This is a genomic window from Streptomyces sp. NPDC014991 (assembly GCF_043080665.1).
Taxonomy (GTDB): domain Bacteria; phylum Actinomycetota; class Actinomycetes; order Streptomycetales; family Streptomycetaceae; genus Streptomyces.
Genome location: NZ_JBIBVY010000012.1, coordinates 204,979 through 228,432, shown reverse-complemented (window position 1 = coordinate 228,432; position 23,454 = coordinate 204,979). Strand labels below are relative to the sequence as shown.

Below are 23,454 nucleotides of genomic sequence, written 5' to 3'. Positions count from 1 at the left end.
ATATGGGGGACCAGAGGCATGATCCGCATCAAGGCACGGGCGCCCACCGCGCGAGGAACCGTACTGCCCACGCTCTGGGGAGCCGTGGCCGTCGGCTACAGGTACGGCTGCCCGCTCGCCCGGCAGGACGGGCTGGCAGCGCGCCTCGTCACCAGCGCCGTGTTCCTCGCCGTCGGCACCGCCCTCATCTTCCACGTCCGGCGCGCCCTGCTGCGGGAGCTGCGGCTCGCCCGGCGGGCGGCCTGTGCCGCGCAGAGCGTCGTTCTGCGTCCGCTGCCGCCCTGGCTGGACGGGCTCAACGTCGGTGCCGCCCAGCTGTCCGCCGACCGGGGCGCGAGCGTCGGCGGCGACCTGTACGAGGCCATCGCCACCGAGCACGGGGTGCGGGTGGTGATGGGGGACGTACGGGGGCACGGTCTGGCCGCTCTCGGCACCGTCGCCGTCCTCCTCGGCAGTTTCCGCGAGGCCGCCCACGACGAGCCCGAACTGGGCCGGGTGCTGCACCGGCTGGACCGCACCCTCGGCCGCCATCTGCGCGAACGCGCCCGCGCCGAACACCCCGCGTGCGGCGTCCCCGCCCCCGACAGCCCGGTCGCCGAGGAGTTCGTCACCGTCCTGCTCCTGGAGATCGACAGGGACGGCACGCTCCGCGCCCTCAACTGCGGCCATCCGTGGCCGTACGTGCTGCGGGGCACGAGCGTCGAGCCGCTCACCCGCACGGATCCGCTGCCGCCGCTCGGCCCGTTCCCGCCGCCCGCGGAGCCGGTGCCCCAGCCCTGCGGCCGGCTGCTGCCGGGTGAGTCCCTGGTCCTCTTCACGGACGGCGCTCAGGACGCCCGGGACGGCCGGGGACGGTTCTTCTCCCTGCCGGACGTGCTGAGCGAGGTCGTGCGCGACCATCCGGCCTCCCCGCAGACGGTTCTGCGTGCGGTTTTCGGCGCGCTGCTGCACCACACCGGCGGGAGACCCACGGACGACGTCGCGCTCCTGGTCCTGCGCAACGACCGGAAGGACAGACTCCCGTCGGGAGCGCGGGGATCCGCGTGCCCGGCCACGACGCGTCCGCAGCCGACGCCGCGCCGCTGACGTCCGGCGCCGCCCGGCCGGGCCGCCGCTGTCTGAGGGGGAGCCGGCGGCCCGGCCGGTCTCTCGCGAGGGAGCCCAGTGAACCGGCACGGCCCGTCCGGCGACAGCGCGCGCGCCCCGCGGGCGCGGGCACTGTGTTCACACCCCGTGTGAAGGCGGACCCACTACGCTGACGGCACCAGGCCACTCGGGGGGCATCCCATGCAGCCCAACACTCTGCTCGACGCCATCCTGGACGAGGCGGGGATCTCGCACGCCGGTCTCGCCGCCCACGTCAACCAGGCGGGACGCGCCCGCGGTCTCGCGCTGCGCTACGAACACACCGCGGTGGCCCGGTGGCTGAAGGGGCAGCGGCCCCGCGGCCAGGTGCCCGACCTGATCTGTGAGGTGCTGGCAGCACGGCTGCACCGGCCCGTCACGCTCGACGACATCGGCCTCGGGGTGCCCGGCGGGCCGAGCAGCCCGCACACCGGTTCCCTCAACGGGTTCGTGGAGCGGGCCACCGCGTTGTGGCGGTCCGACGAACAGCAGCGGTCCCACGTGCTCGGGGCGCCCGCCGTCACCGGGACGCCGGCCGTGATGCCGGTGTGGGAGTGGGAGAACCCGCCCGAGGACGTCGACGTCTCGCGCGGCGGCCGGCACGCGGTCACCGTGTCCGACATCGAGATGCTCCGGGCGGCCCGCGCGCACTACGAGCAGATGTACCGCAAGGCGGGGGGCGTCGCGACCCGGACCCGGGTCGTCGGTTTCCTCAACGCCGAGGCCGCGCCGCTGCTGCGCGGCGGCTACACGGACGCCACCGGCCGCCAGCTGCACCGGGCGACCGGCGGGCTGGTGGCGATCGCGGGCATCTGCGCGTACGACTCCGACGCGCACGGGCTCGCCCAGCGCTACTTCCACCAGGCGCTGCGTCTGGCCAAGGCCAGCGGGGACCGGGGACTGGGGGCGTACGTGATAGCCCTGCTGGTCAACCAGTCGCTGTTCATGCGGGAGTACCGGCAGGCCGTCGCCTTCGCCGAGGCCGCGCTGCGCACCGCCGGCCGGCACATCACCCCGGCGCTCGCCTCCGACCTGTACGCGATGCAGGCCAAGGCGTACGCGCACCTCGGGGACAGCGGCGGCGCGCTGTTCTGCATCCGGCGCGCGGAGACGGCGGCCGGGCGGATCCGGCGGGGGCACGAGCCGGCCGAGACCGGGTACGTCCAGCCGGGGCTCGTCAACGTGCAGGTGGCCGAGGCACTGCTCAGTCTCGGGGACCTCAGCGGAGCCGGTGAGCACGCGGCGGCGGCCGTCGACAACCCCGCGCACGACCGGGGGCGGGTGCACCGGCTGGCCATGCTGAGCACCGTCGAGCTGCGCCGGGGCAACGCCGACCGGGCGGCGGCCACCGCCGTGCAGATGGCCGAACAGGCCCGTGGGATGGAGTCCCAGCGGCTGCGGGACAGACTCCGCGCGGTGCGTGACCACCTGCTGCGCTGCGGCTCCGCCGGCACCGCCGAAGCCGCCGAACTCATCGACGGGGCACTGCGCGTGCCGCTGTAGGCCCACTGCGGGCGCACCGTCCCTGCTGCGATATTGCCACTTACTCAACGGAAGGTGGCAAAACCGTGCAGTGGACGAAACAGAGCGAACAAACTGTGTATGAGAACCGCTGGTTCAGCGTCAATCTCGCCGATGTCGAGTTGCCGGACGGCCGGCACCTCGACCACTTCGTCATCCGGCTGCGTCCCGTGGCGGTGGCGACGGTGGTCAACGAGGCGAACGAGGTACTGCTGCTGTGGCGGCACCGGTTCATCACCGACAGCTGGGGGTGGGAACTGCCCGCGGGTGTCGTCGAGGACGGTGAGGACGTCGCGAGCGCGGCGGCCAGGGAGCTGGAGGAGGAGACGGGCTGGCGGCCGGGGCCCCTGCACCACCTCATGAGCGTGGAACCGTCCAACGGCCTCACCGACGCCCGGCACCACATCTACTGGTCGGAGCGGGGCGAGTACGTCGGACACCCCGTGGACGACTTCGAGTCGGACCGGCGGGAATGGGTCCCCCTGAAACTCGTCCCCGACCTCATCGCCCGCGGGGAGGTCCCGGCCGCCAACATGGCGGCCGCGTTACTCCTGCTGCACCACCTCAGGCTCGCCCAGGGCTAATGGGCCGTCAGCGCCTGCCAGATCGTCGCCGCGAGCGCGCCGAGCGCGGTCAGTGCGGCGAGCGAGGGCAGCGGCCAGCGCGCGTGTTCCAGCGAGGCCAGCCGGGAGTTCAGCTCGTCCAGCTCCTTGGCGGTCTCCTCGGTACGGTGACGCAGCAGCGCCAGTCCGCCCTCGACGCGGGCGTAGGCCACGTCGAGGCGGCGCCGTAACTCCGCGAGTTCTCCATGGATCACGGGATGCTCCGGATCGACGGTCACGGGTCCGTTCCTCTCGGTAGTCGAAATGGATGATTCCGCTTCCCTTGCATGCGCATGGAGAGTCAACTCGCCTGGTGGGCGCGTGGGGAGCGTGTGCGACGGGCATATGCGTGCCCGGCGCGCACACGGTGTGTGAAAGCCACGGGCCCGGCACCGCATCCGGTGCCGGGCCCGCAGGGCGTCGCTCTCGGTGATCAGCCGTAGGTGTAGAAGCCGGAACCGGCCTTCCGGCCCAGCCGGCCCGCCTCGACCATGCGCTGGAGCAGCGGGGGAGCGGCGTACAGCGGCTCCTTGTACTCGGCGTACATGGAGTTGGCGATGGAGACGATGGTGTCCAGGCCGATCAGGTCGGACAGCTTCAGCGGACCCATCGGATGGGCGCAGCCCATCTCCATCCCGTTGTCGATGTCCTCGCGGCTCGCGATGCCTGACTCGAACATCCGGATCGCCGACAGCAGGTAGGGCACGAGCAGCGCGTTCACCACGAACCCGGAGCGGTCCTGGGCGCGGATGGCGTGCTTGCCCAGCACCTTCTCGGCGAACAGCTGGGCGCGGCTGAGGGTGCCCTCGGAGGTGGTGAGCGCGGGGATCAGCTCGACCAGCTGCTGCACCGGGGCCGGGTTGAAGAAGTGGATGCCGACGACGTGGTCCGGCCGGGAGGTGGTGACCGCCAGCTTCACCAGCGGGATGGAGGAGGTGTTGGAGGCCAGGATCGCGTCGGTCCGGGTCACCACCTGGTCGAGCACCTGGAAGATCTCGGTCTTGACCTGCTCGTTCTCGACGACGGCCTCGATCACCAGATCCCGGTCGGCGAACTCGCCGAGGTCGGTGGTGAAACTCAGGCGCGCCTGCGTGGCGTCCCGGTCCTCCTCGGTGATCTTGCCGCGTTCGGCCGCCTTGCCCAGGGAGTTGAACAGCCGGGTGCGGCCGATCTCCAGGGCCTCGCCGGTGGTCTCGGCGACCTTCACGTCCAGTCCCGCGCGGGCGCACACCTCGGCGATGCCCGCGCCCATCTGGCCGCAGCCCACGACCCCGACGCGCGCAATGTCTCCCCCTGGGATGCCCGTCACATCGTCCCCTTCGCTTCTCCGGCTCGCTCGACAGGCCTCCGGGTTCGGCGCCTGCTCCGATCGTGCACGTTACCGCCAAGTATCGATGATCGATCGCCCGGGTGGGGGCATTCTGGAGCGCGGGACGATCCGTGACGAGACGGATCCGAAGCGTATGGGGGTGTGCGGATGGGGCGCATGTCACGGCGGGCCTTCACGCTGGCCGCGCTGTCCACGCTGGCCACGGCACCGGCCGGGGCCGCGAGTGCCGCGGGTCCGGCGCCCGGCGACACGGGCGAGGCCGCCGGTACGGGGCCGGGCGCGCACCCGGCCCCGTACCGGCTGCCGCGCGCCACCGCCGAGATGCGCGGCGTCTGGCTCGCGACGGTCGCCAACCGGGACTGGCCCTCGCGGCCCGGCCTCCCGGCGAGCACCCAGCGCAAGGAGCTGATCGCCCACCTCGACCACGCGGCGCGCCGCCGGCTCAACACGGTCATCTTCCAGGTGCGGCCCACCGCCGACGCCCTCTGGCCGTCGCCGTACGAGCCCTGGTCCGAGTATCTGACCGGCACCCAGGGCAGGGACCCCGGCTGGGACCCCCTCGGCACGGCCGTGCGGGAGGCCCACGCCCGGGGCCTGGAACTGCACGCCTGGTTCAACCCGTACCGGATCGCCAACCACACCGACCCCGGCCGGCTGGCCCCGTCCCATCCGGCCCGCAGACACCCGGACTGGGTGGTGCCCTACGGTGGCCGGCTGTACTACAACCCCGGCCTGCCCGAGGTCCGCGCGTTCGTGCGGCGGGCCATCCTCGACGCGGTCGCCCGGTATCCCGTCGACGCCGTCCACTTCGACGACTACTTCTACCCCTATCCGGTCGCCGGCCAGACCTTCGACGACGAGGACGCCTACGACCGGTACGGCGGCGCCTTCCCCGGCCGGGCCGCCTGGCGGCGGGACAACATCGACAAGCTGGTGCGGGAGACGGCGGCGGACATCCGGCGCGTCCGGCCCGGCACCCGGTTCGGGATCAGCCCCTTCGGGGTGTGGCGCAACGCCTCGACCGACGCGCGCGGCTCCGAGACGCGGGCAGGGGTGCAGACGTACGACGACCTGTACGCGGACACCCGCAAGTGGGTCCGCGGCAACTGGATCGACTACGTCGTGCCGCAGTTGTACTGGCACATCGGCTTCGCCGCCGCCGACTACGCCGAGCTCGTGGCCTGGTGGGCGGAGGTCGCCCGGGGCACCAGGACGCGGCTGTACGCCGGCGAGGCCCTGTACAAGGCGGGTGCCGCCGGGCAGCCCTCGGCCTGGCAGGACCCGGTCGAGCTGTCCCGGCACCTCACCCTCGCCGCGCGGTACCCGCAGGTGCGCGGGCACGTGTTCTTCGCCGCCGGCGAGGTCGCGGCCGACCCGGTCGGGGCGATGGCACGGGTGGTCGCCGACCACTACCGGCGGTCGGCGGTGCCACCGCGCTGAACCGGAGCCTCTCGTCCGGACCAGGCCGGACCCCGCGAGCCCGGCATGGTCCGAACGAGGGGACCTACTGCTGTGTCCGGTCCTGCGGATGACGAACCTCGCAGTCGGGGCCGGGGGACATCACGGCCTCCCGCCCGTCCGCGAAACGGACCCGATAGGGCGGATTGCCCTCCTGGCCCATCACTTCGACGACTTCCGTGACCTGGTCGTGCTGGCCGACCACCCTGCCGTGCTGGACAAGGCGGTCGCCCTTGGATGCGTGCATGGACGGGCCCTCCTCACGATCACGACCGCTGTGTGACGGCGATGCACACGAGCACCGCGACGGCGGTCAGCGGAGCGGCCGCCGTGAAGCGCTCGCCCAGCAGCAGCGCCGACCACACCAGTGTGAGCAGGGGCTGTGCCAACTGCAACTGGCTGGCCCGCGGGATGCCGATGGCCGCCATTCCCCGGTACCAGACGACGAGGCCGAGGAACTGCGATCCCAGCGCCACCCACAGCAGGCCGGCGATGCCGTGCCCGGTGAGGTGCACGGGCTCGTACGCCAGCGCGAGCGCGGCGGCCGGCAGGCTGAGCGGCAGGCACAGCACGAGCGCCCAGCCGATGACCTGCCAGCCCGGCATGACCCGGGCCAGCCGGCCGCCCTCGGTGTAGCCGGCCGCGCACACCAGCAGGGCCGCGAAGAGGAAACCGTCGGCGGCGGTGAGCGTGCCGCCGCTCTGGGCGAGGGTGAAGGTGATCACGGCCGCCGCGCCGGCGACGGCCGCCAGCCAGAACCGGCGGGAGGGGCGGGCGCCGGTGCGCAGGGCCGAGAACACGGCGGTGGTCAGCGGCAGCAGCCCCACCACCACGGCCGCGTGTGCGGTGGTGGAGGTCTCCAGGGCGAGCGTGGTCAGCATCGGGAAGCCCAGCACCACTCCGGCGGCGACCACGGCGAGACCCGTGAGGTGGCGGCGGGCCGGAAGCCGTACCCGCAGGGCCAGCAGGCAGCCGCCGGCGACGACCGCGGCCAGGACCCCGCGCACCGCCACCAGGGACCAGGGACCGAAGCTCTCCAGCCCCCAGGCCGTCGAGGGGAACGTCAGCGAGAAGGCGACCACGCCGACGGCGGCCTGGAGGGTGCCGAGGTTCCCGGACTCCCGGGGAGCGGTGACTGCTATCGGGCTTACCGTAGTAGCGCTACTCTGGGTTCTCATGCATCAGCGTAGCAGCGTGGCTGAACTGGCCGAACAGTTGCGGCAGGAACTCGACCGCTATCCAGTAGATGGAAAGCTCCCGTCGAGCCGAGCGCTCGTCGAGCGGTTCCGGGTGAGCCCGGTGACCGTCTCCCGGGCCCTCGCCCAGCTCGCCGCCGAGGGCCTCGTGGTCACCCGGCCCGGCGCCGGCGCCTTCCGGGCCAGGCCGCACCCCACGCGGGCACCCGCCGGGGACACCTCCTGGCAGGAGGTCGCGCTGAGCGCCGACGGCGCCGCCGACCTCGTCCCCCGCACGGTGGACGCCGCCGGGGTCACGGTCTCGCTGGCCGCACCGCCGCCCGGGGTGCTGGAGTTCAACGGCGGCTATCTCCACCCCTCCCTGCAGCCGGAGCGGGCCATGGCGGCGGCCCTGGCCCGGGCCGGACGTCGGCCCGGCGCCTGGGGGAGACCGCCGCTGGAGGGACTGCCGGAGCTGCGGGAGTGGTTCGCGCGCGGGATCGGCGGTGCCGTCACCGCGGCCGAGGTGCTGATCGCGGCGGGCGGCCAGGCCGCGCTGGCCACCGCCCTGCGCGCGCTGGCCCCGCCCGGCGCCCCGGTCCTCGTGGAGTCACCCACCTACCCGGGCATGCTCGCCCTCGCCCGCGCGGCCGGCCTGCGGCCGGTCCCGGTGCCCGTGGACCCCGACGGGGTACGCCCCGACCTGCTCGCGGACGCCTTCCAGGCCACCGGTGCCCGGGTCTTCGTCTGCCAGCCGCTGTTCCAGAACCCCACCGGCGCCGTGCTGGCGCCGGCCCGGCGCTCCGAGGTGCTGCGCATCGCCCGCGAGGCCGGCGCGTTCGTCGTCGAGGACGACTTCGTCCGCAGGCTGGTGCACGCCGACGCGGGCCCGCTGCCCCGCCCGCTGGCCGCCGACGACCCGGACGGTGTGGTCGTCCACGTCGGCTCGCTGACCAAGGCCACCTCGCCCAGCTTCCGGGTCAGCGCCCTGGCCGCGCACGGCCCGGTGCTGGAGCGCCTGCGCGCCATCCAGGTCGTGGACAGCTTCTTCGTGCCCCGGCCCCTCCAGGAGGCCGCCCTGGAACTCGTCGGTTCCCCGGCCTGGCCGCGCCATCTGCGTGCGCTCTCGGCCGAGCTGCGCACCCGTCGGGACGCCATGACGAGCGCGCTCGCCCGGCACCTGCCCGAGCTCGCCCTGCCGCACATCCCGTGCGGCGGCTACCACCTGTGGCTGCGCCTGCCCGACGGCGGCGGGGGCGCTTCCGTGGCGCTCGGCTCCGGGACGGAGGCCGCGCTGGCCGCCGCGGCCCTGCGCGCGGGCGTCGCCCTGACCCCCGGCCGCCCCTACTTCAGCGCCGAGCCCCCCGCCGCGCACCTCCGCCTGAGCTTCGCCGCGGTCGCCGGCACCGGGGAGATCGCGGAGGGGGTACGGCGGCTGCGGGCGGCCTGCGACGAGGTACTGGGACGACCGCCGGCCCCGGCGCGGCCGGACCTGTGAGGAGCGCCGCACGAGCGGCACACCCGGCTTCCCCGACGGCTACGGGTTCTCCCGCCGGGCCGGCCCGCGTCCCCTGGTGGAGGAGGGCCAGGAGCGGCTGCGGAACAAGCCGGGAGCGGACCGGGTGGGGTTCGCGCTGTCGCTGAGGAGGGCGCTGATCGGCTTGCGGCCCCATCACCCGCACGGGGCGCGTGGGGACGCCGACGCCGACGCCGCCGGAGACGATCAGATCATCGCCCGTTACGACGCGGCCGGGGGGAACGCTTTCACCCCAGGAGGCGATCATCCCGGGGAGACACCCATTTCGGCGTGCGCCGGCCGCTGCGCGCGACGCGGGACGCGCCCGGCGTGTACCGGAACCTTGGATTCCGAGAGCCGGGCCGTCCGGCGCGGCGAATGGTCCACACCTTCCGGCAGGAAGCCGGACAAAGTGCCGTACCCCGCGGTAACTCCCAGGTAACCCCTCTTGACCTGCTCCTCCGCGCGGCTCACCATCGCCGCATGCCACTGAGGGTCACGTTCGTCGCCGCCGCGCGCAGCTCCTCCCTGCTCGCGGAGCGCTTCGAGGACGACCGGCCGCTGGACGGGGCCGGCTGGGACGACGTGCAGCGCGTCGCCGGGGACCTGCTGCCGCTGGCGGCGGCCGAGCTGCGCTACTGCTCGCCGACCCCGCGCAGCCGGGCCACCGGCGACGCGCTGGGGTACGCCCCGCTGGTCCAGCCGGCGCTGCGTGACTGCGCCATGGGCCGCTGGCGCGGCCTGACGCTGGGCGAGGCGATGGCCCGGGAGCCGGCCGCGGTGGACGCCTGGCTGGCCGATCCGTGCTCCACCCCGCACGGCGGTGAGTCCCTGCTGGTGTTCATCTCCCGGGTCGGCGGCTGGCTGGACACCCGGCCGGCGGACGACGGCGGCCGGATCGTCGCGGTGGCCGAACCGTCGGTGATCCGCGCGGCCCTGGTCTATGCCCTGAAGGCGCCCCCGTCGAGCTACTGGAACATCGACGTCCGTCCGCTGTCCACGATCACCGTCACGGGCCGCTCGGGCCGGTGGAACCTCCGCTTCGACGGGGGCGGCGCTCAGGCCTCGCGCGCGTAGTCGGTGATGAGGAGAAGGTCCTTCGCCGGTCCGCCGACCCGCCACACCGTGCGCCAGTGGCCGGCGTCCCGGACGGTGAACTCGCCCCGGTAGAGGTCGGCCGCGCAGGGGTGGTCGGCGACGTACCGCCCGGAGGTCAGGTCCAGCGCGTGGAAGGGTCGCCCGTCCGCGAACCGCACGTCCGCCCGGCCCGGCGTGGGCCCCGGCAGGAACCGCAGGGTCCGCGTGGCCGGCCGTGCCACGCCCTGCCAGGTGAAGGTGCCGGACTCCGTGTGCAGCAGCCCGCCGCCGTCCAGCGGGCTGAAGACGGTCTCCCCGGTGAAGTGTCCCGTGTCCCCGCTCGCCAGGTCCCGCACGCTCCGCTCGGCCCGCCAGCGTCCGGCGAGATGGGCCAGCAGGTCGGCCACGGGCCAGAACTCGTCCATCGTGCTCCCTCTCCGTCCGTCCCTCCGGGTCCGCCCCATTGACGTGCTCATACCCCTTCCCTATCTTGCCGTTCGAAGTGCTGACCAACGTCTGATATTTCGAACATCGAGCCGCGGAGCATCCATGTCACGCACCGCCCGCTGGAGACTCGGCCTGGGAGCGAGCGCCGTCCTGCTCGCCGCCACCGCCCTCCCCGCCCCCGCCCACGCCGAGGACGTCACCGACTACGCGATCACCGTCGACCCCTCCGCCGCGGGGCCGAAGATCGACAGAACGATGTACGGCGTCTTCTTCGAGGACATCAACCGAGCCGCCGACGGCGGCCTGTACGCCGAACTGGTCCAGAACCGGTCCTTCGAGTACTCCGCCGACGACAACCCGGCCTACACCCCGCTGACCGCCTGGACGGTCTCCGGCGCCGCGCGGATCGTGGACGACTCCGGCCGCCTCGACGACCGCAACCGCGACTACCTCTCCCTGGGCGCCGGTTCCTCCGTCACGAACACCGGCTACAACACCGGCATCGCCGTGCGGGACGGCGAGAAGTACGACTTCTCGGTATGGGCCCGGGCCGACACCGGCACCACGCTGACCGTGAGCCTCCAGGACGCCGGCGGCACGCTCGCGACCGCCCGTCGGATCACCGTGGGGAAGCACGGCTGGGCCCGCTACCGCGCCGCCTTCACCGCGACCCGCACCAGCACCACCGGCCGGCTCACCGTGGCCTCCCCCACCGCCGCGGCCCTGGACATGGTGTCCCTCTTCCCGCGCGACACCTACCGGCACGAGCCCAACGGCCTGCGCAAGGACCTCGCCGAGAAGGTCGCCGCCCTGCACCCGGGCTTCGTCCGCTTCCCCGGCGGCTGCCTGGTCAACACCGGCTCCATGCAGGACTACAGCGAGGCCTCCGGCTGGCAGCGCAAGCGCGCCTACCAGTGGAAGGACACCGTGGGCCCGGTCGAGAAGCGCGCCACCAACGCGAACTTCTGGGGTTACAACCAGAGTTACGGCCTCGGCTACTACGAGTACTTCCGCTTCGCCGAGGACATCGGCGCCATGCCGCTGCCCGTCGTCCCCGCACTGGTGACCGGCTGCGGCCAGAACAGGGCCGTCGACGACGACGCCCTGCTCGCCCGGCACATCCAGGACACCCTGGACCTCATCGAGTTCGCCAACGGCCCGGCGACCTCGAAGTGGGGCAGGATCCGCGCCCGGATGGGCCACCCCAGGCCCTTCCACCTCACCCACATCGAGGTCGGCAACGAGGAGAACCTGCCCACCGAGTTCTTCGCCCGCTTCACCCGGTTCCGCGCGGCTGTCCAGGCCGAGTACCCGTCCATGCGGGTGATCTCCAACTCGGGCCCCGACGACTCCGGCCCGACCTTCGACGCGGCCTGGAAACTCAACCGGGACGCCGGGGTCGACCTGGTCGACGAGCACTACTACAACAGCCCCCGGTGGTTCCTCCAGAACAACGACCGCTACGACTCCTACGACCGCTCCGGCCCCAAGGTCTTCCTCGGCGAGTACGCCTCCCAGGGCAACGCCTTCAGCAACGGCCTCGCCGAGGCGGCGTACATGACCGGGCTGGAACGCAACGCGGACGTGGTCCGGCTGGCCTCCTACGCACCGCTGTTCGCCAATGAGGACGCCGTGCAGTGGAGCCCCGACATGGTGTGGTTCGACAACCACGCCTCCTGGGGCTCCGCCAACTACGAGGTGCAGAAGCTGTTCATGACCAACGTCGGCGACCGGGTGGTGCCCAGCACGGCCACCGCCACCCCGGACCTGAGCGGACCCCTCACCGGCGCCGTCGGCCTGTCCACCTGGGACACCGCCGCCGCCTACGACGACGTGCGGGTCACCGCGGCCGACGGCAGCACACTGCTGAGCGACGACTTCTCCGGAGACGCAGCGCGGTGGACGCACACCGGCACCGGCAGCTGGACCGTCCGGGACGGCCGTTACGTCCAGAGCGACGACAGCGCCCAGAACACCATGGTCCAGGCCGGTGACCCGCGCTGGCACGACTACGACCTGCACGTGAAGGCCACCAAGACGTCCGGCAAGGAGGGCTTCCTCGTCGCCTTCGGGGTCAAGGACACCGGAAACTACTACTGGTGGAACATCGGCGGCTGGAACAACACCCGGTCGGCGGTCGAGCAGGCCGTGGACGGCGGCAAGGCCACGCTGCTGTCCCGGGCCGGATCGGTGGCGACCGGCCGCACCTACGACATCCGCGTCACGGTCCGGGGCCGCCAGGCCACCCTCTTCCTGGACGGCCAGGAGTGGGGCCGCTTCACCGACGACAAACCGGCCGAACCGTTCCGCCAGGTCGTCACCCGGGACGCGCGGACCGGCGAGCTGATCGTCAAGGTCGTCAACGCCCGGTCCGCCGCGGCCCGCACGGCGATCGACCTGGGCGGCGCCCGGGTCGCCTCCCGGGCCCGGGTGACCACGCTCGCCGCGGCACCCGACGCGGTGAACACCGGGACGTCCACCCCGGTCGCCCCCCGGACGTCGGTGTTCACCGGAGCCGCCGGCCGGTTCACGTACACCTTTCCGGCGAACTCCATCACCTTCCTGAGAATCAGGGAGAAGTAGGCGCCTCGTCCGCGGGCCGCTGCCGCCCGGCCGGCAGCAGCCCGCGCTCGGCGAACACCTTCTTCGCGACGAAGGTGGCGTTCAGCGCCCGTGGGAAACCGCAGTAACCGGCCGAGTGCAGCAGTGCCTCCATGACCTGCTCCGGGCTGAGACCCACGTTCAGCGCCGCGTTGATGTGCACCTCCAGCTGGGCCTCGCAGCCGCCGAGGGCGGTCAGCATGCCCAGGGTGACCAGCTGGCGGTCCCGGGGCGCCAGCTGCGGCCGGGCGTAGAGCTCGCCGAACCCCCAGGCGACGATCTGGTGCCCCAGCTCGGGGCTGATGTCGGCGAGGGAGTCGACGACCCGCCGGCCGGCCTCGCCGTCGACGGAGTCCAGTACCTCCAGGCCATGGGCGAAACGTTCGTCACGGGTGGTGCCGCGCTGGTTGCTCATGACCTGAACCGTAGGAGTTGGAGCGCACTCAAGGTCAAGCCCGGCGCGGCGCAGCGCCCGCCGGCCCACGATTCACCCCGGGAACACCTTCCGTAAATCCCTGGTTGTCCGGGGCGCCGGGGAATTCACGCATTGTTTTCCTTATTCGGAATATCCCGGCCCACTTGTCGATGAGTACACAACCATCGGGAAATCCCTCCCGTCTCACTCGGCGAAAACCGCGAGTGAATTCCGCTGGGGGCCCTGCCGCGATGGACCGACCGAACTCGACCGACGTGCCGCGCCGGGCCGCCGCCCTGCTCGCCGCGTCCGTCACGATCACGGCCCTGTGCGCCGGTGACACACTGGCCCGCAGCTACCCCTTCGGCCCCCGCACCCGCAGCGTCAACGACCTGGGCAACCAGTACGTGCCCTTCCACGCCCACCTGTGGGACCTGCTGCACGGCCAAGCCGACGGCGGCCTCCTCGTCAACTGGCGGTCCGGCTACGGCACCAGCTTCCTGCCCGACCTCGGCACCTACCTCGGCAGCCCCTTCGCCCCGCTCGTCGCCCTCTTCCCCCGCGACCGGATCGACCTCGCCGTCTACGCCGTCACCCTGCTGAAGACCGCGTCCGCCGCCGCGGCCATGGCCTGGCTGCTGCTCACCCTGCGGCCCGGCCGCTGGTGGGCGGCGGCCCTGCTGGGCAGCTCCTACGCGCTGTGCGGCTGGAGCGTCGCCGACGCCTCCTACAACCCGATGTGGCTCGACGGCCTGATCGCCCTGCCCCTGCTGTGCCTGGCCGGCGAGTGGGCGCTCGACGGACGCCGGCGCGTCCCCGGCGTCCTGACCGTCGCCCTCACCTGGACCGCGAACTTCTACACCGCCTACATGGCCACCCTCGGCGCCGCACTGGTCCTGCTGCTGCGCCTGCTCCTGGCCCGCCCGCCCCGCCGGCAGGCGCTCGCGGCAGCCGGCCGCGCCACCCTCACCACCCTGCTCGGCGTGGGCCTCGCCGCCCCGCTCGTGACGGTCGTCTACCTCGGCACCCGGCACGCCTACCCCGGCCGCGTACGGCGGTTCGCGCCGGTCCCCACCGAGGACGTGGCGGCCCGGCTGCTCCCCGCCACCTACGGCTTCGGCTCCCCGGCCCTCTACGTCGGCGTCACCGCCCTCCTCCTCGCCCTCGCCCTGCCCTTCCACCGGGCGGTTCCCGTCACCGTCCGCACCGGCTGGACCGCGCTGGTGCTCATGGTGACCCTGTCCCTCCAGTGGGGCCCCACCCACCTGCTCTGGCACGCCTTCGCCACCCCGCAGGGCAGCTCCTACCGGCAGGCGTTCGTGCTGTGCGGGCTGCTGGTCCTCGCCGCCTGGCACGCCCTGGCGTACGGCCTGCCGGACCGGCGGGCCCTCGGCGCCGCAACCGCGCTGCTCGCCCTGATCACGGCCCTCGCGGCCCGCAGCGGCCTGGTCCGGGTCTGGACCTGGCCGGTGCTGCTGCTCGCCGTCGCCGGGTCGCTGGGCGGGCTCTTCCTCCTGGGCCGCCCCGGGCGGCGCGGCCGGCTCGCCGGGCTGGCCGTCGTCCTGCTGCTCGGCGCACAGTGCGGCGAGGCCGCCGCCACCTCCGCCGTTTCCGCCCGGCTGCGCCTGGGGCACCTGGACGACCACGCGCCCTGGGGCGGGCGGCAGGAGCGGCAGGCGGCGGCGGTCGCCGGAGCCGACGGCTGGCCCCGGTACCGCACCGACCCCGGCCGTGAACAGACCGTCGGCAACGACCCGATGCTGGTGGGCGGCCAGGGCGCCGCCTACTACAGCAGCCTGACCCCGGACGTCCTCAGCCGCACCCTCACCGCCCTCGGCGGCGGCTGGACCTCGCGCGGCCGCAGCGTGCAGAGCCTGGACAACGCGGTCACGGACGTGATCTTCTCCGTCGGCGCCCGGGTGCACTCGCCGCCCGACCCGCACCGGACGCACCTGCCGGGGGACGGCGGCCCGGTGACCGTGACCCGGCAGGACGTGCCGCCCCTGGTGACCGTCCGGGCCACGCCCGGCACCGCGAAGTTCGGGCCGTCGCCGTACCGCAACCAGGAACTGCTGCTCGGCAGCCGCGTCTACACCGTGCCCCGCGTCACCGTCCACGACGACGGCGGACGCCCGGTCCGGGCCGGGCGGGTCGGCACCGGCAGCGCCGTGTCCGCGCCGACGCTCACCGCCCGGTGCCCGGCCGGCACCCAGGTCCACCTGTGGGCCCCGCACTTCTCCGGCACCGCACGCCTCACCGGCGCCGCCGGGCCGGTCCCGTTCCGGTACGCGTTCCCGCGCAACCGGGCCGCCATGGCGCCCCTCGGCCGGGCCCCGGCCACCGGACGGGTCCGCGTCGAGCTGACCCCGGACCGGCCCGGCCGCATCCCGGCCGGCGCCGTGGGCTGCCTGGACACCGCCCGGCTGCACACCGCCGCCGCCCGTCTGAAGGCCACCGGAGCCACCGAGGTCACCGTCTCCGACGGCACCGTACGGGCCCGGCTGCCCGGAGGCAGCAAGGGGATCGCGGTGCTCGCCGTCCCCCGGACCGCCGGCTGGCGGTGCGCCGCGGGCGACGGCCCCGAGCGCCCCGCCGCCGGCTTCCACGGCCTGACCGCCCTACCGCTCGACGCCCACTCCACCCGTGTGACCTGCACCTTCCACCCACCCGGCCTGCGGCTGGGCGTGACGGCCGGGGCCGTCTCGCTGACGGCCCTCGTCCTGCTCACCGCCCTCACCGCCGTCCGCCGCCGGCGCGCCCGGGCACCGGCCACGACCACATCACCGCGCGAGCGCGTGACCACCGCTCTCCGACCGCGCCCAGGGGAAGACCCGCCATGCTGATATCGATCGTCGCGCCCTGCCACAATGAGGAGGACGTCCTCGCCCGCTTCCACGAGGAGGTCCAGCGGGTCGCCGAGGAACTGCTGCCGCTCGGCCACGACATGGAGTTCGTGTACGTCGACGACGGCAGCCGCGACCGTACCCTCGCCGTCCTGGAGCACCTGGCCGACGCGGACTCCCGGGTGCGCTACGTCTCCTTCAGCCGCAACTTCGGCAAGGAGGCGGCCCTCCTCGCCGGTCTCCGGCACGCCTCGGGCGACTCGGTCGTCATCATGGACGCCGACCTCCAGCACCCACCGGAGCTGATCCGGCGCATGGTCGAACTGCGTGAGCAGGGCCACGACCAGGTCATCGCCCGGCGCACCCGCACCGGCGACCGGCTCGCCCGCACCCTCACCGCCCGCCTGTACTACCGGATCGTCAACCGCCTGGTCGACGTCGAACTCGTCGACGGCGTGGGCGACTTCCGGCTGCTGTCGCGCCGCGTGGTGGACGCGGTCCTGGGCCTCACCGAGTACAACCGCTTCTCCAAGGGTCTGTTCGCCTGGGTGGGCTTTTCGAGCGTCACCTTCACCTACGCGAACGCGGCCCGCGGGGCCGGCCGCAGCTCCTGGTCCCTGCGCGGCCTGCTCGACTACGGCCTGGACGGCCTGTTGTCCTTCAACAACCGCCCGCTGCGCGCCGCCCTCTGGCTCGGCCTGGGCCTGCTGCTGTGCGCGGGCCTCTACACGGCCTGGATCGTGGGCGCGGCCCTGGTCAACGGCGTCCGGACGCCCGGGTATGTCACCATCATCACCGCGGTCACCGCGCTCGCCGGAGTGCAGATGGTCATGCTCGGTGTCATCGGCGAGTACACCGGCCGCATCTACTACGAGGTGAAGGGCCGCCCGCACTTCCTGGTGAAGGCGACCAACGTGGAACGGACGAAGGACCTCATCCCCTGATGCCGAGTCGCTCGCTGCCCCGCCAGATAGTGGCGTTCGCCGTGGTCGGTGTGGTGAACACGGCCACCTACTACGGGCTGTATCTGCTGTTCCTGAGATGGCTGCCGTATCTCGCCGCGCACACCCTGGCATTCACGCTCAGCATGACCGGTTCCTTCTTCCTGAACGCCCGTTTCACCTACCGGACCCGGCCCACCTGGCGGAAGTTCCTGCTGTTCCCGCTGACGAACGCGACCAATTTCGTGATCACGACCGCCGGGGTCTACGTGATCGTGGACGTCCTCCACGCCGGCCACCGCTTCGCCCCCCTCCTGGCCTCGGCGGCGGCGATCCCGGTGACGTTCGTCGTGTCCCGGTGGGTGATGCTGCCGGCGGCGGAGCCCACCGCGCCCGCCACGCCCGGCGACTCCGGGGGGATCCGCGGCGCCGCCGACGCCGACGCCGCCGACGCCGCGTGAGCGAGCCGCCGCGTCCACGCACCTGCCGGAAGGGGAGAGCCGACCGCACCGACCGCGCGGACGGCTTCCGGTAGTGCGTTGCATACTCCTGCATAGCTGCGTATAGTCATGCCATCTTGAGGAGGGTGGACATGGCAGTACGTGTGGCGGTGGCCGGAGCGAGCGGATACGCGGGCGGAGAGGTCCTGCGCCTGCTCCTCGCACACCCCGGGGCAGAGATCGGCGCGCTGACCGGCAACTCCAACGCCGGACAGCGGCTCGGCGCGCTCCAGCCGCACCTGCTTCCGCTGGCCGACCGCGTCCTGACCGAGACCACACCCGAGGCGCTCGCCGGACACGACGTGGTCTTCCTGGCACTGCCGCACGGGCAGTCCGCGGCCGTCGCCGAACAACTCGGCCCGGACGTCCTCGTGATCGACATGGGCGCCGACTTCCGGCTCAGCGACCCTGCCGACTGGGAGACCTTCTACGGCTCCCCGCACGCCGGGACCTGGCCCTACGGCCTCCCCGAACTGCCGGGCGCCCGCACCGCGCTGGAGGGGTCCCGGCGCATCGCGGTGCCCGGCTGCTACCCCACCGCCGTCACCCTCGCCCTGTTCCCGGCCTACGTGGCCGGACTCGCCCGGCCGGAGGCGGTGATCGTCGCCGCGTCCGGCACCTCCGGCGCGGGCAAGGCACCCAAGCCGCACCTCCTCGGCAGCGAGGTCATGGGCTCCATGTCGCCGTACGGCGTCGGCGGCGGCCACCGGCACACCCCCGAGATGATCCAGAACCTCAGCGGCGTCGCGGGGGAGCGGGTCGCGGTGTCCTTCACGCCGACCCTCGCGCCCATGCCCCGCGGGATCCTCGCCACGTGCAGCGCCGCCGCGGTGGAAGGGGTGACCGCTCAGACCCTGCGGGACGCGTACGAGAAGGCCTACGCCGACGAACCCTTCGTCCACCTGCTGCCCGAGGGCCAGTGGCCCACCACGGCGTCCGTCCACGGCTCCAACGCCGTATCGGTGCAGGTCGCGTACGACGCCGCCGTGGGCCGGGTCATCGCGATCAGCGCCATCGACAACCTGACCAAGGGCACCGCGGGCGGCGCCGTCCAGAGCATGAACATCGCCCTCGGTCTCCCCGAGACCACCGGACTTTCCACGATCGGAGTCGCACCGTGAGCGTCACGGCAGCCAAGGGATTCACGGCGGCGGGCATCGCCGCCGGGATCAAGGAGAACGGCAACCCCGACCTGGCCCTCGTGGTCAACAACGGGCCGCGCCGTGCCGCCGCCGGCGTCTTCACCTCCAACCGTGTGAAGGCCGCGCCGGTGCTCTGGTCCGAGCAGGTCCTCAGCAGCGGCCAGGTCTCCGTCGTCGTCCTCAACTCCGGGGGCGCCAACGCCTGTACGGGCCCCAAGGGCTTCCAGGACACCCACGCCACCGCCGAGAAGGCCGCCGAGTTGCTCGGCCGCGGCGCCATCGAGGTCGCCGTCTGCTCCACCGGGCTCATCGGCGTGCCGCTGCCCATGGACAAGGTGCTCACGGGCCTGGACACGGCCGCCGCCCAGCTGTCCGAGCACGGCGGTGAGAAGGCCGCCATCGCCATCAAGACCACCGACACCGTCCACAAGACCGCCGTGGCCGGCCGGGACGGCTGGACCGTGGGCGGCATGGCCAAGGGCGCCGGCATGCTCGCGCCGGGCCTCGCCACCATGCTGGTCGTCCTCACCACCGACGCCGACCTCGACAACGCCACCCTGGACAAGGCCCTGCGCGCCGCCACCCGGGTCACCTTCGACCGGGTCGACTCCGACGGCTGCATGTCCACCAACGACACCGTGCTGCTGCTCGCCTCCGGCTCCGCCGGCGTCACCCCCGGGTACGCGGAGTTCGCCGAGGCCGTACGGCAGGTCTGCGACGACCTCGGCCGGCAGCTCATCGGCGACGCCGAGGGCGCCGCCAAGGACATCAGGGTCGAGGTCGTCAACGCGGCCAGCGAGGAGGACGCCGTCGAGGTGGGCCGCTCCATCGCCCGCAACAACCTCCTCAAGTGCGCCATCCACGGCGAGGACCCCAACTGGGGCCGCGTGCTCTCCGCGATCGGCACCACCCGGGCCGCCTTCGAACCGGACCGGCTCAACGTCGCCATCAACGGCGTCTGGGTCTGCAAGGACGGAGCCGTGGGCGAGGACCGCGACCTGGTCGACATGCGCTACCGCGAGGTGCACATCGTCGCCGACCTCGCTGCGGGCGGCGAGACCGCGACCATCTGGACCAACGACCTCACCGCCGACTACGTCCACGAGAACAGCGCCTACTCCTCATGAGCACCCGCAAGCACACGGCCCTGCCGAAAGCCCAGATCCTCATCGAGGCGCTGCCCTGGCTCACCCGGCACCACGGCAAGACCGTCGTCATCAAGTTCGGCGGCAACGCCATGGTGAACGAGGAGCTGAAGGCCGCCTTCGCCCAGGACGTCGTCTTCCTGCGGCACGCCGGCCTCAAGCCGGTCGTCGTGCACGGCGGCGGCCCGCAGATCAGCGCCGCCCTCGACCGGCACGGCATCGTCAGCGAGTTCAAGGCGGGCCTGCGCGTCACCACCGAGGACGCCATGGACGTCGTACGCATGGTGCTCGCCGGGCAGGTGCAGCGCGAACTGGTCGGCCTGCTCAACCGGCACGGCCCGCTCGCCGTAGGCATCACCGGCGAGGACGCGCACACCATCACCGCCACCCGGCACACCCCCGAGATCGACGGCGAACTGGTCGACATCGGACGGGTCGGCGAGATCACCGCGATCGACACCGGCGCGATCGAGGCCCTGCTGGCCGACGGCCGCGTCCCGGTCGTGTCCTCCATCGCCCGCTCCCAGGACGACGGGCACGTCTACAACGTCAACGCCGACACGGCGGCCGCGGCACTCGCCGCGGCACTGGGCGCCGAAACCCTCATGGTCCTCACCGACGTCGAGGGCCTCTACGAGGACTGGCCGCGCTCCGACGAGGTGATCAGCCGCCTCACCGCCTCCCAGCTGGAGAAACTGCTGCCGGACCTGAGCGCCGGCATGGTGCCGAAGATGGAGGGCTGCCTGCACGCCGTGCGCAACGGCGTGACGACCGCCCGCGTCATCGACGGCCGGGTCCAGCACTCGATCCTGCTGGAGATCTTCACCGACGAGGGCATCGGCACCATGGTCGTGCCGGACGAACAGGGGGAGTCATGAGCAACCAGGAGCTGACCGGGCGCTGGCAGGGCGCGCTCATGAACAACTACGGCACCCCGCGCCTGCCCCTCGTCCGCGGCGCGGGCCTGAACGTCTGGGACACCGACGGCCGGGAGTACCTCGACTTCGTCGGCGGCATCGCCACCAACGCCCTCGGCCACGCCCACCCCGCGATCGTCGAGGCCGTCAGCGGCCAGATCGCCTCCCTCGGCCACATCTCCAACTTCTTCATGGCCGAGCCCACCGTCGCCCTCGCCGAACGGCTCCTGCAGCTCTTCGGCCGGGAGGGCCGCGTCTTCTTCTGCAACTCGGGCGCCGAGGCCAACGAGGCCGCCTTCAAGATCGGCCGGCTCACCGGGCGCACCCACATGGTCGCCACCGGCGGCGGCTTCCACGGCCGTACGATGGGCGCCCTCGCGCTCACCGGCCAGCCCGCCAAGCAGGACCCGTTCCTGCCGCTGCCCGGCGACGTCACCCACGTCCCCTACGGCGACGCCCAGGCGCTCGCCGCCGCGGTCACCGAGGACACCGCCCTGGTGATCCTCGAACCGGTCCAGGGCGAGAACGGCGTGGTCGTGCCCCCGGCCGGCTACCTCAAGGCGGCCCGCGCGATCACCGCCGCCACCGGTGCCCTGCTCGTCCTGGACGAGGTGCAGACCGGCGTCGGCCGCTCCGGGAGCTGGTTCGCCTACCAGGCCCACGAGGGCGTGCTCCCCGACGTCGTCACCCTCGCCAAGCAACTCGGCGGGGGACTGCCGCTCGGCGCCACCGTGGCCTTCGGCCGGGCCGCCGAACTACTCCGGCCCGGACAGCACGGCACCACCTTCGGCGGCAACCCCGTCGCCTGCGCCGCCGGACTCGCCGTCCTCGACACCATCGCCGACGAGGGCCTGCTGGACAACGTCAAGCGGCAGAGCGAGAGGTTGCGGGACGGCATCGAGTCCCTGAACCACCCGTTGATCGACCATGTCCGGGGTGCGGGCCTGCTCCTGGGTATCGTGCTCACCGGGCCGCGCGCACCACAGGTGCAGCAGGCGGCCCAGGAGGCCGGGTTCCTGGTGAACGCGCCCGTCCCCGACGTCGTACGGCTCATGCCGCCGCTGAACCTCCGCGACGACGAGGCGGGTGCCCTGCTCCAGGCACTGCCCGGCATCCTCGAGCAGGCCAACGGGGACGGACTATCCGGGGAATGAGACGACGATGAGCCACGCGCAGGACCACGAGCAGGCGGCGGGAGCCGGACCCGGCGTGCCGCAGACCCGCACCGCACGGCACGGCCGGATCGTGGACATCCTCAACCGGCAGCCCGTGCGGTCGCAGAGCCAGCTGGCGAAGCTGCTCGCGGACGACGGGCTGAGCGTCACGCAGGCGACGCTGTCGCGGGACCTCGACGAACTGAACGCGGTCAAGATCCGTAACGCCGACGGTGACCTGATCTACGCGGTGCCGAGTGAGGGCGGCTTCCGTACGCCGCGGGCTCCGCTGGGCGGGTCGGCGAAGGAGGAGCGGATGCGGCGCCTGTCGCAGGAGCTGCTCATCTCCGCGGAGGCCTCGGCGAACCTGGTGGTCCTGCGTACGCCGCCCGGCGCGGCCCAGTTCCTCGCCTCGGCGATCGACCAGGCGGAGCTGCACGACATCCTCGGCACGATCGCCGGCGACGACACGTTGATGTTGATCAGCCGGGATCCGAGTGGGGGACAGGCGTTGGCGGACCATTTGCTGCGGCTGGCCCAGAACAGCCACTGAGCGCTCCGCGGGGTGGCGGGTGACCGGTGACGGGGGTGGCGGTCCGCTGCCGGGTGCGGGTTGGTGGGGGTTGGTCGCGCGGTTCCCCGCGCCCCTGGGGTGGTGCCCCTGCGGGATGTAGTGGGGGTGGTCAGCCGAGTTTTGTGGGGAGGCCTGCTGTGCAGCGGACCTCGTCGCCTGCCGTGATCAGGAGCGCCTCTGTGTCCGGCAGGGACTCCAGCCAGGTCAGGGCCGCGCGTGAGCCCATGGCGAATGCTGCGGTGGCCCAGCAGTCGGCCCAGGTCAGCCGTGGTCCGACCACGGTCACGGCGACCAGGTCCGTCACCGCCGGCCGGCCCGTCCGTGGGTCGATGATGTGCGCGCCCCGTTCCGCCGTGCCGGACGTCGCCACCGACAGTTCCTCCGCTCCGGCCGCCGAGATCACCGCCGCCAGCCCGCCGGGACGCAGCGGATCGGCCACCCCGGCCCGCCAGGGCCGCCGCGGTTCCGGCGCGCCCAGCATCTGCACGTCGCCGCCCCCGTTGACGCTGACCCCGCAGACCCCCTCGACCGCGCCGACCAGCCGCGCCGCCCGCTCGACGGCCCAGCCCTTGACGATCCCGGTGGGGTCGAGGGAGCCCTGGTACCGCGTGCTGAACCATCCCTCGCTCACCCGTTCCGCCTCGGCCGCCAGCTCCAGCACCTCGGCCACCTCGGGAGCGCACCGGGCGACGTCCAGCTCACCGCGGGCCAGCCGGGACACCTCGCTGTCCTCCCGGTACGTGCTGAAGAGCGTGTCCGCCCGGTGCAGCCCGGCGACGGCCTCGGCGAGCGCCGCCCGGACCGCGGAGGGTTCCCCGCCGCGGACGTCGAAGGAGAAGACGGTCCCCATGACCTCCTCCGCGTGACGCACCACGGCCGGAGTCTGCGCGGGCCCGGTCACCGTGTCAGCCACCTGCCTGGTCCAGGGCGGACTGGAGGGACTTGCGGTAGCCCTCGCTGGTGTAGGTGGC

The 23,454-nt window shown here is 73.0% G+C and carries 22 protein-coding genes and 1 pseudogene; 15 read left to right on the top strand and 8 right to left on the bottom strand.

Features of this window, described 5'->3' with window-relative positions:
- Positions 1-18: 18 nt before the first annotated feature.
- The 3 genes from ACF1BE_RS20730 (at position 19) to ACF1BE_RS20720 (ending at position 3,230) form a co-directional block, all read left to right on the top strand.
- Entirely contained in the window at positions 19-1,086 is a 1,068-nt protein-coding gene (locus ACF1BE_RS20730; RefSeq protein ID WP_392200503.1) for a PP2C family protein-serine/threonine phosphatase, read from the top strand.
- 201 nt (positions 1,087-1,287) lie between these two features.
- A complete protein-coding gene (locus tag ACF1BE_RS20725) occupies positions 1,288-2,628 on the top strand; it encodes a transcriptional regulator (protein WP_392200502.1) in 1,341 nt (446 codons plus the stop codon).
- A gap of 65 nt (positions 2,629-2,693) precedes the next feature.
- Entirely contained in the window at positions 2,694-3,230 is a 537-nt protein-coding gene (locus ACF1BE_RS20720) for an NUDIX hydrolase (protein ID WP_392200501.1), read from the top strand.
- Here ACF1BE_RS20720 and ACF1BE_RS20715 read toward each other — a convergent pair.
- Positions 3,227-3,487: a hypothetical protein gene (locus ACF1BE_RS20715; RefSeq protein WP_361987856.1), complete on the bottom strand. Its 261-nt coding sequence runs from the start codon at positions 3,485-3,487 to the stop codon at positions 3,227-3,229. The genes ACF1BE_RS20720 and ACF1BE_RS20715 overlap by 4 nt on opposite strands.
- A 194-nt stretch (positions 3,488-3,681) precedes the next feature.
- Positions 3,682-4,557 (bottom strand): 3-hydroxybutyryl-CoA dehydrogenase, encoded by an 876-nt coding sequence (locus tag ACF1BE_RS20710; RefSeq protein ID WP_121789681.1) that lies wholly within the window; start codon positions 4,555-4,557, stop codon positions 3,682-3,684.
- A gap of 168 nt (positions 4,558-4,725) precedes the next feature.
- Between ACF1BE_RS20710 and ACF1BE_RS20705 the strand changes: the two genes are divergently transcribed.
- On the top strand, positions 4,726-6,018 hold the full coding sequence (locus ACF1BE_RS20705; protein WP_392200500.1) for a glycoside hydrolase family 10 protein: 1,293 nt from the start codon (positions 4,726-4,728) through the stop codon (positions 6,016-6,018).
- Positions 6,019-6,082: 64 nt separating this feature from the next.
- On the opposite strand, the gene ACF1BE_RS20700 is transcribed toward ACF1BE_RS20705, so the two are convergent.
- Together ACF1BE_RS20700 and ACF1BE_RS20695 are read right to left on the bottom strand one after the other, a co-directional pair.
- A complete protein-coding gene (locus ACF1BE_RS20700; protein WP_356824687.1) occupies positions 6,083-6,283 on the bottom strand; it encodes a DUF1918 domain-containing protein in 201 nt (66 codons plus the stop codon).
- A gap of 19 nt (positions 6,284-6,302) precedes the next feature.
- On the bottom strand, positions 6,303-7,214 hold the full coding sequence (locus ACF1BE_RS20695; RefSeq protein ID WP_392200499.1) for a DMT family transporter: 912 nt from the start codon (positions 7,212-7,214) through the stop codon (positions 6,303-6,305).
- Here ACF1BE_RS20695 and ACF1BE_RS20690 point away from each other — a divergent pair.
- The gene (locus ACF1BE_RS20690; RefSeq protein WP_392200498.1) at positions 7,168-8,709 is read left to right on the top strand and encodes a PLP-dependent aminotransferase family protein; all 1,542 of its coding nucleotides are present in this window, start codon (positions 7,168-7,170) and stop codon (positions 8,707-8,709) included. The two genes, ACF1BE_RS20695 and ACF1BE_RS20690, sit on opposite strands and share 47 nt — an antisense overlap.
- A 501-nt stretch (positions 8,710-9,210) precedes the next feature.
- Positions 9,211-9,804 (top strand): histidine phosphatase family protein, encoded by a 594-nt coding sequence (locus ACF1BE_RS20685; RefSeq protein WP_392200497.1) that lies wholly within the window; start codon positions 9,211-9,213, stop codon positions 9,802-9,804.
- Here the strand turns inward: ACF1BE_RS20685 and ACF1BE_RS20680 are convergent.
- Positions 9,786-10,229 (bottom strand): DUF6314 family protein, encoded by a 444-nt coding sequence (locus ACF1BE_RS20680; protein ID WP_392200496.1) that lies wholly within the window; start codon positions 10,227-10,229, stop codon positions 9,786-9,788. The two genes, ACF1BE_RS20685 and ACF1BE_RS20680, sit on opposite strands and share 19 nt — an antisense overlap.
- A 124-nt stretch (positions 10,230-10,353) precedes the next feature.
- Here ACF1BE_RS20680 and ACF1BE_RS20675 point away from each other — a divergent pair, with 124 nt between their 5' ends.
- A complete protein-coding gene (locus ACF1BE_RS20675; RefSeq protein ID WP_392200495.1) occupies positions 10,354-12,834 on the top strand; it encodes an alpha-L-arabinofuranosidase C-terminal domain-containing protein in 2,481 nt (826 codons plus the stop codon).
- On the opposite strand, the gene ACF1BE_RS20670 is transcribed toward ACF1BE_RS20675, so the two are convergent.
- Positions 12,821-13,267 carry a carboxymuconolactone decarboxylase family protein gene (locus ACF1BE_RS20670; protein WP_392200494.1) on the bottom strand — a complete coding sequence of 149 codons (447 nt, stop codon included), beginning with the start codon at positions 13,265-13,267 and terminating at the stop codon, positions 12,821-12,823. The two genes, ACF1BE_RS20675 and ACF1BE_RS20670, sit on opposite strands and share 14 nt — an antisense overlap.
- A gap of 251 nt (positions 13,268-13,518) precedes the next feature.
- On the opposite strand from ACF1BE_RS20670, the gene ACF1BE_RS20665 reads away from it, so the two are divergent.
- The 8 genes from ACF1BE_RS20665 to ACF1BE_RS20630 all read left to right on the top strand — a co-directional run bounded on the left by ACF1BE_RS20665 (position 13,519) and on the right by ACF1BE_RS20630 (position 22,462).
- A complete protein-coding gene (locus ACF1BE_RS20665; RefSeq protein WP_392200493.1) occupies positions 13,519-16,110 on the top strand; it encodes a YfhO family protein in 2,592 nt (863 codons plus the stop codon).
- Positions 16,104-17,054 carry a glycosyltransferase family 2 protein gene (locus tag ACF1BE_RS20660; protein WP_392200492.1) on the top strand — a complete coding sequence of 317 codons (951 nt, stop codon included), beginning with the start codon at positions 16,104-16,106 and terminating at the stop codon, positions 17,052-17,054. The genes ACF1BE_RS20665 and ACF1BE_RS20660 overlap by 7 nt, the downstream gene beginning before the upstream one ends.
- Positions 17,054-17,512 (top strand): GtrA family protein, encoded by a 459-nt coding sequence (locus ACF1BE_RS20655; protein WP_392200491.1) that lies wholly within the window; start codon positions 17,054-17,056, stop codon positions 17,510-17,512. The genes ACF1BE_RS20660 and ACF1BE_RS20655 overlap by 1 nt, the downstream gene beginning before the upstream one ends.
- A gap of 131 nt (positions 17,513-17,643) precedes the next feature.
- Complete coding sequence (gene argC / locus ACF1BE_RS20650) at positions 17,644-18,672, top strand: N-acetyl-gamma-glutamyl-phosphate reductase (protein WP_392200490.1); 1,029 nt, start codon at positions 17,644-17,646, stop codon at positions 18,670-18,672.
- Positions 18,669-19,820, top strand: coding sequence for a bifunctional glutamate N-acetyltransferase/amino-acid acetyltransferase ArgJ (argJ, locus tag ACF1BE_RS20645; RefSeq protein WP_392200489.1), 1,152 nt, complete (start codon positions 18,669-18,671; stop codon positions 19,818-19,820). Before argC ends, argJ begins: the two co-directional genes overlap by 4 nt.
- Positions 19,817-20,716, top strand: a complete 900-nt coding sequence (gene argB / locus ACF1BE_RS20640) for an acetylglutamate kinase (RefSeq protein ID WP_392200488.1) — start codon at positions 19,817-19,819, stop codon at positions 20,714-20,716. The genes argJ and argB overlap by 4 nt, the downstream gene beginning before the upstream one ends.
- Entirely contained in the window at positions 20,713-21,909 is a 1,197-nt protein-coding gene (locus tag ACF1BE_RS20635; protein ID WP_392200487.1) for an acetylornithine transaminase, read from the top strand. Before argB ends, ACF1BE_RS20635 begins: the two co-directional genes overlap by 4 nt.
- Positions 21,910-21,916: 7 nt before the next feature.
- A complete protein-coding gene (locus ACF1BE_RS20630) occupies positions 21,917-22,462 on the top strand; it encodes an arginine repressor (RefSeq protein WP_392200486.1) in 546 nt (181 codons plus the stop codon).
- 130 nt (positions 22,463-22,592) lie between these two features.
- Here the strand turns inward: ACF1BE_RS20630 and ACF1BE_RS20625 are convergent, their stop codons facing one another.
- Together ACF1BE_RS20625 and ACF1BE_RS20620 are read right to left on the bottom strand one after the other, a co-directional pair.
- Positions 22,593-23,396 carry an FAD:protein FMN transferase gene (locus ACF1BE_RS20625; protein WP_392200485.1) on the bottom strand — a complete coding sequence of 268 codons (804 nt, stop codon included), beginning with the start codon at positions 23,394-23,396 and terminating at the stop codon, positions 22,593-22,595.
- Positions 23,389-23,454: pseudogene (locus ACF1BE_RS20620) on the bottom strand (FMN-binding protein); the annotation flags it as partial. The pseudogene ACF1BE_RS20620 and the gene ACF1BE_RS20625, both read right to left, overlap by 8 nt.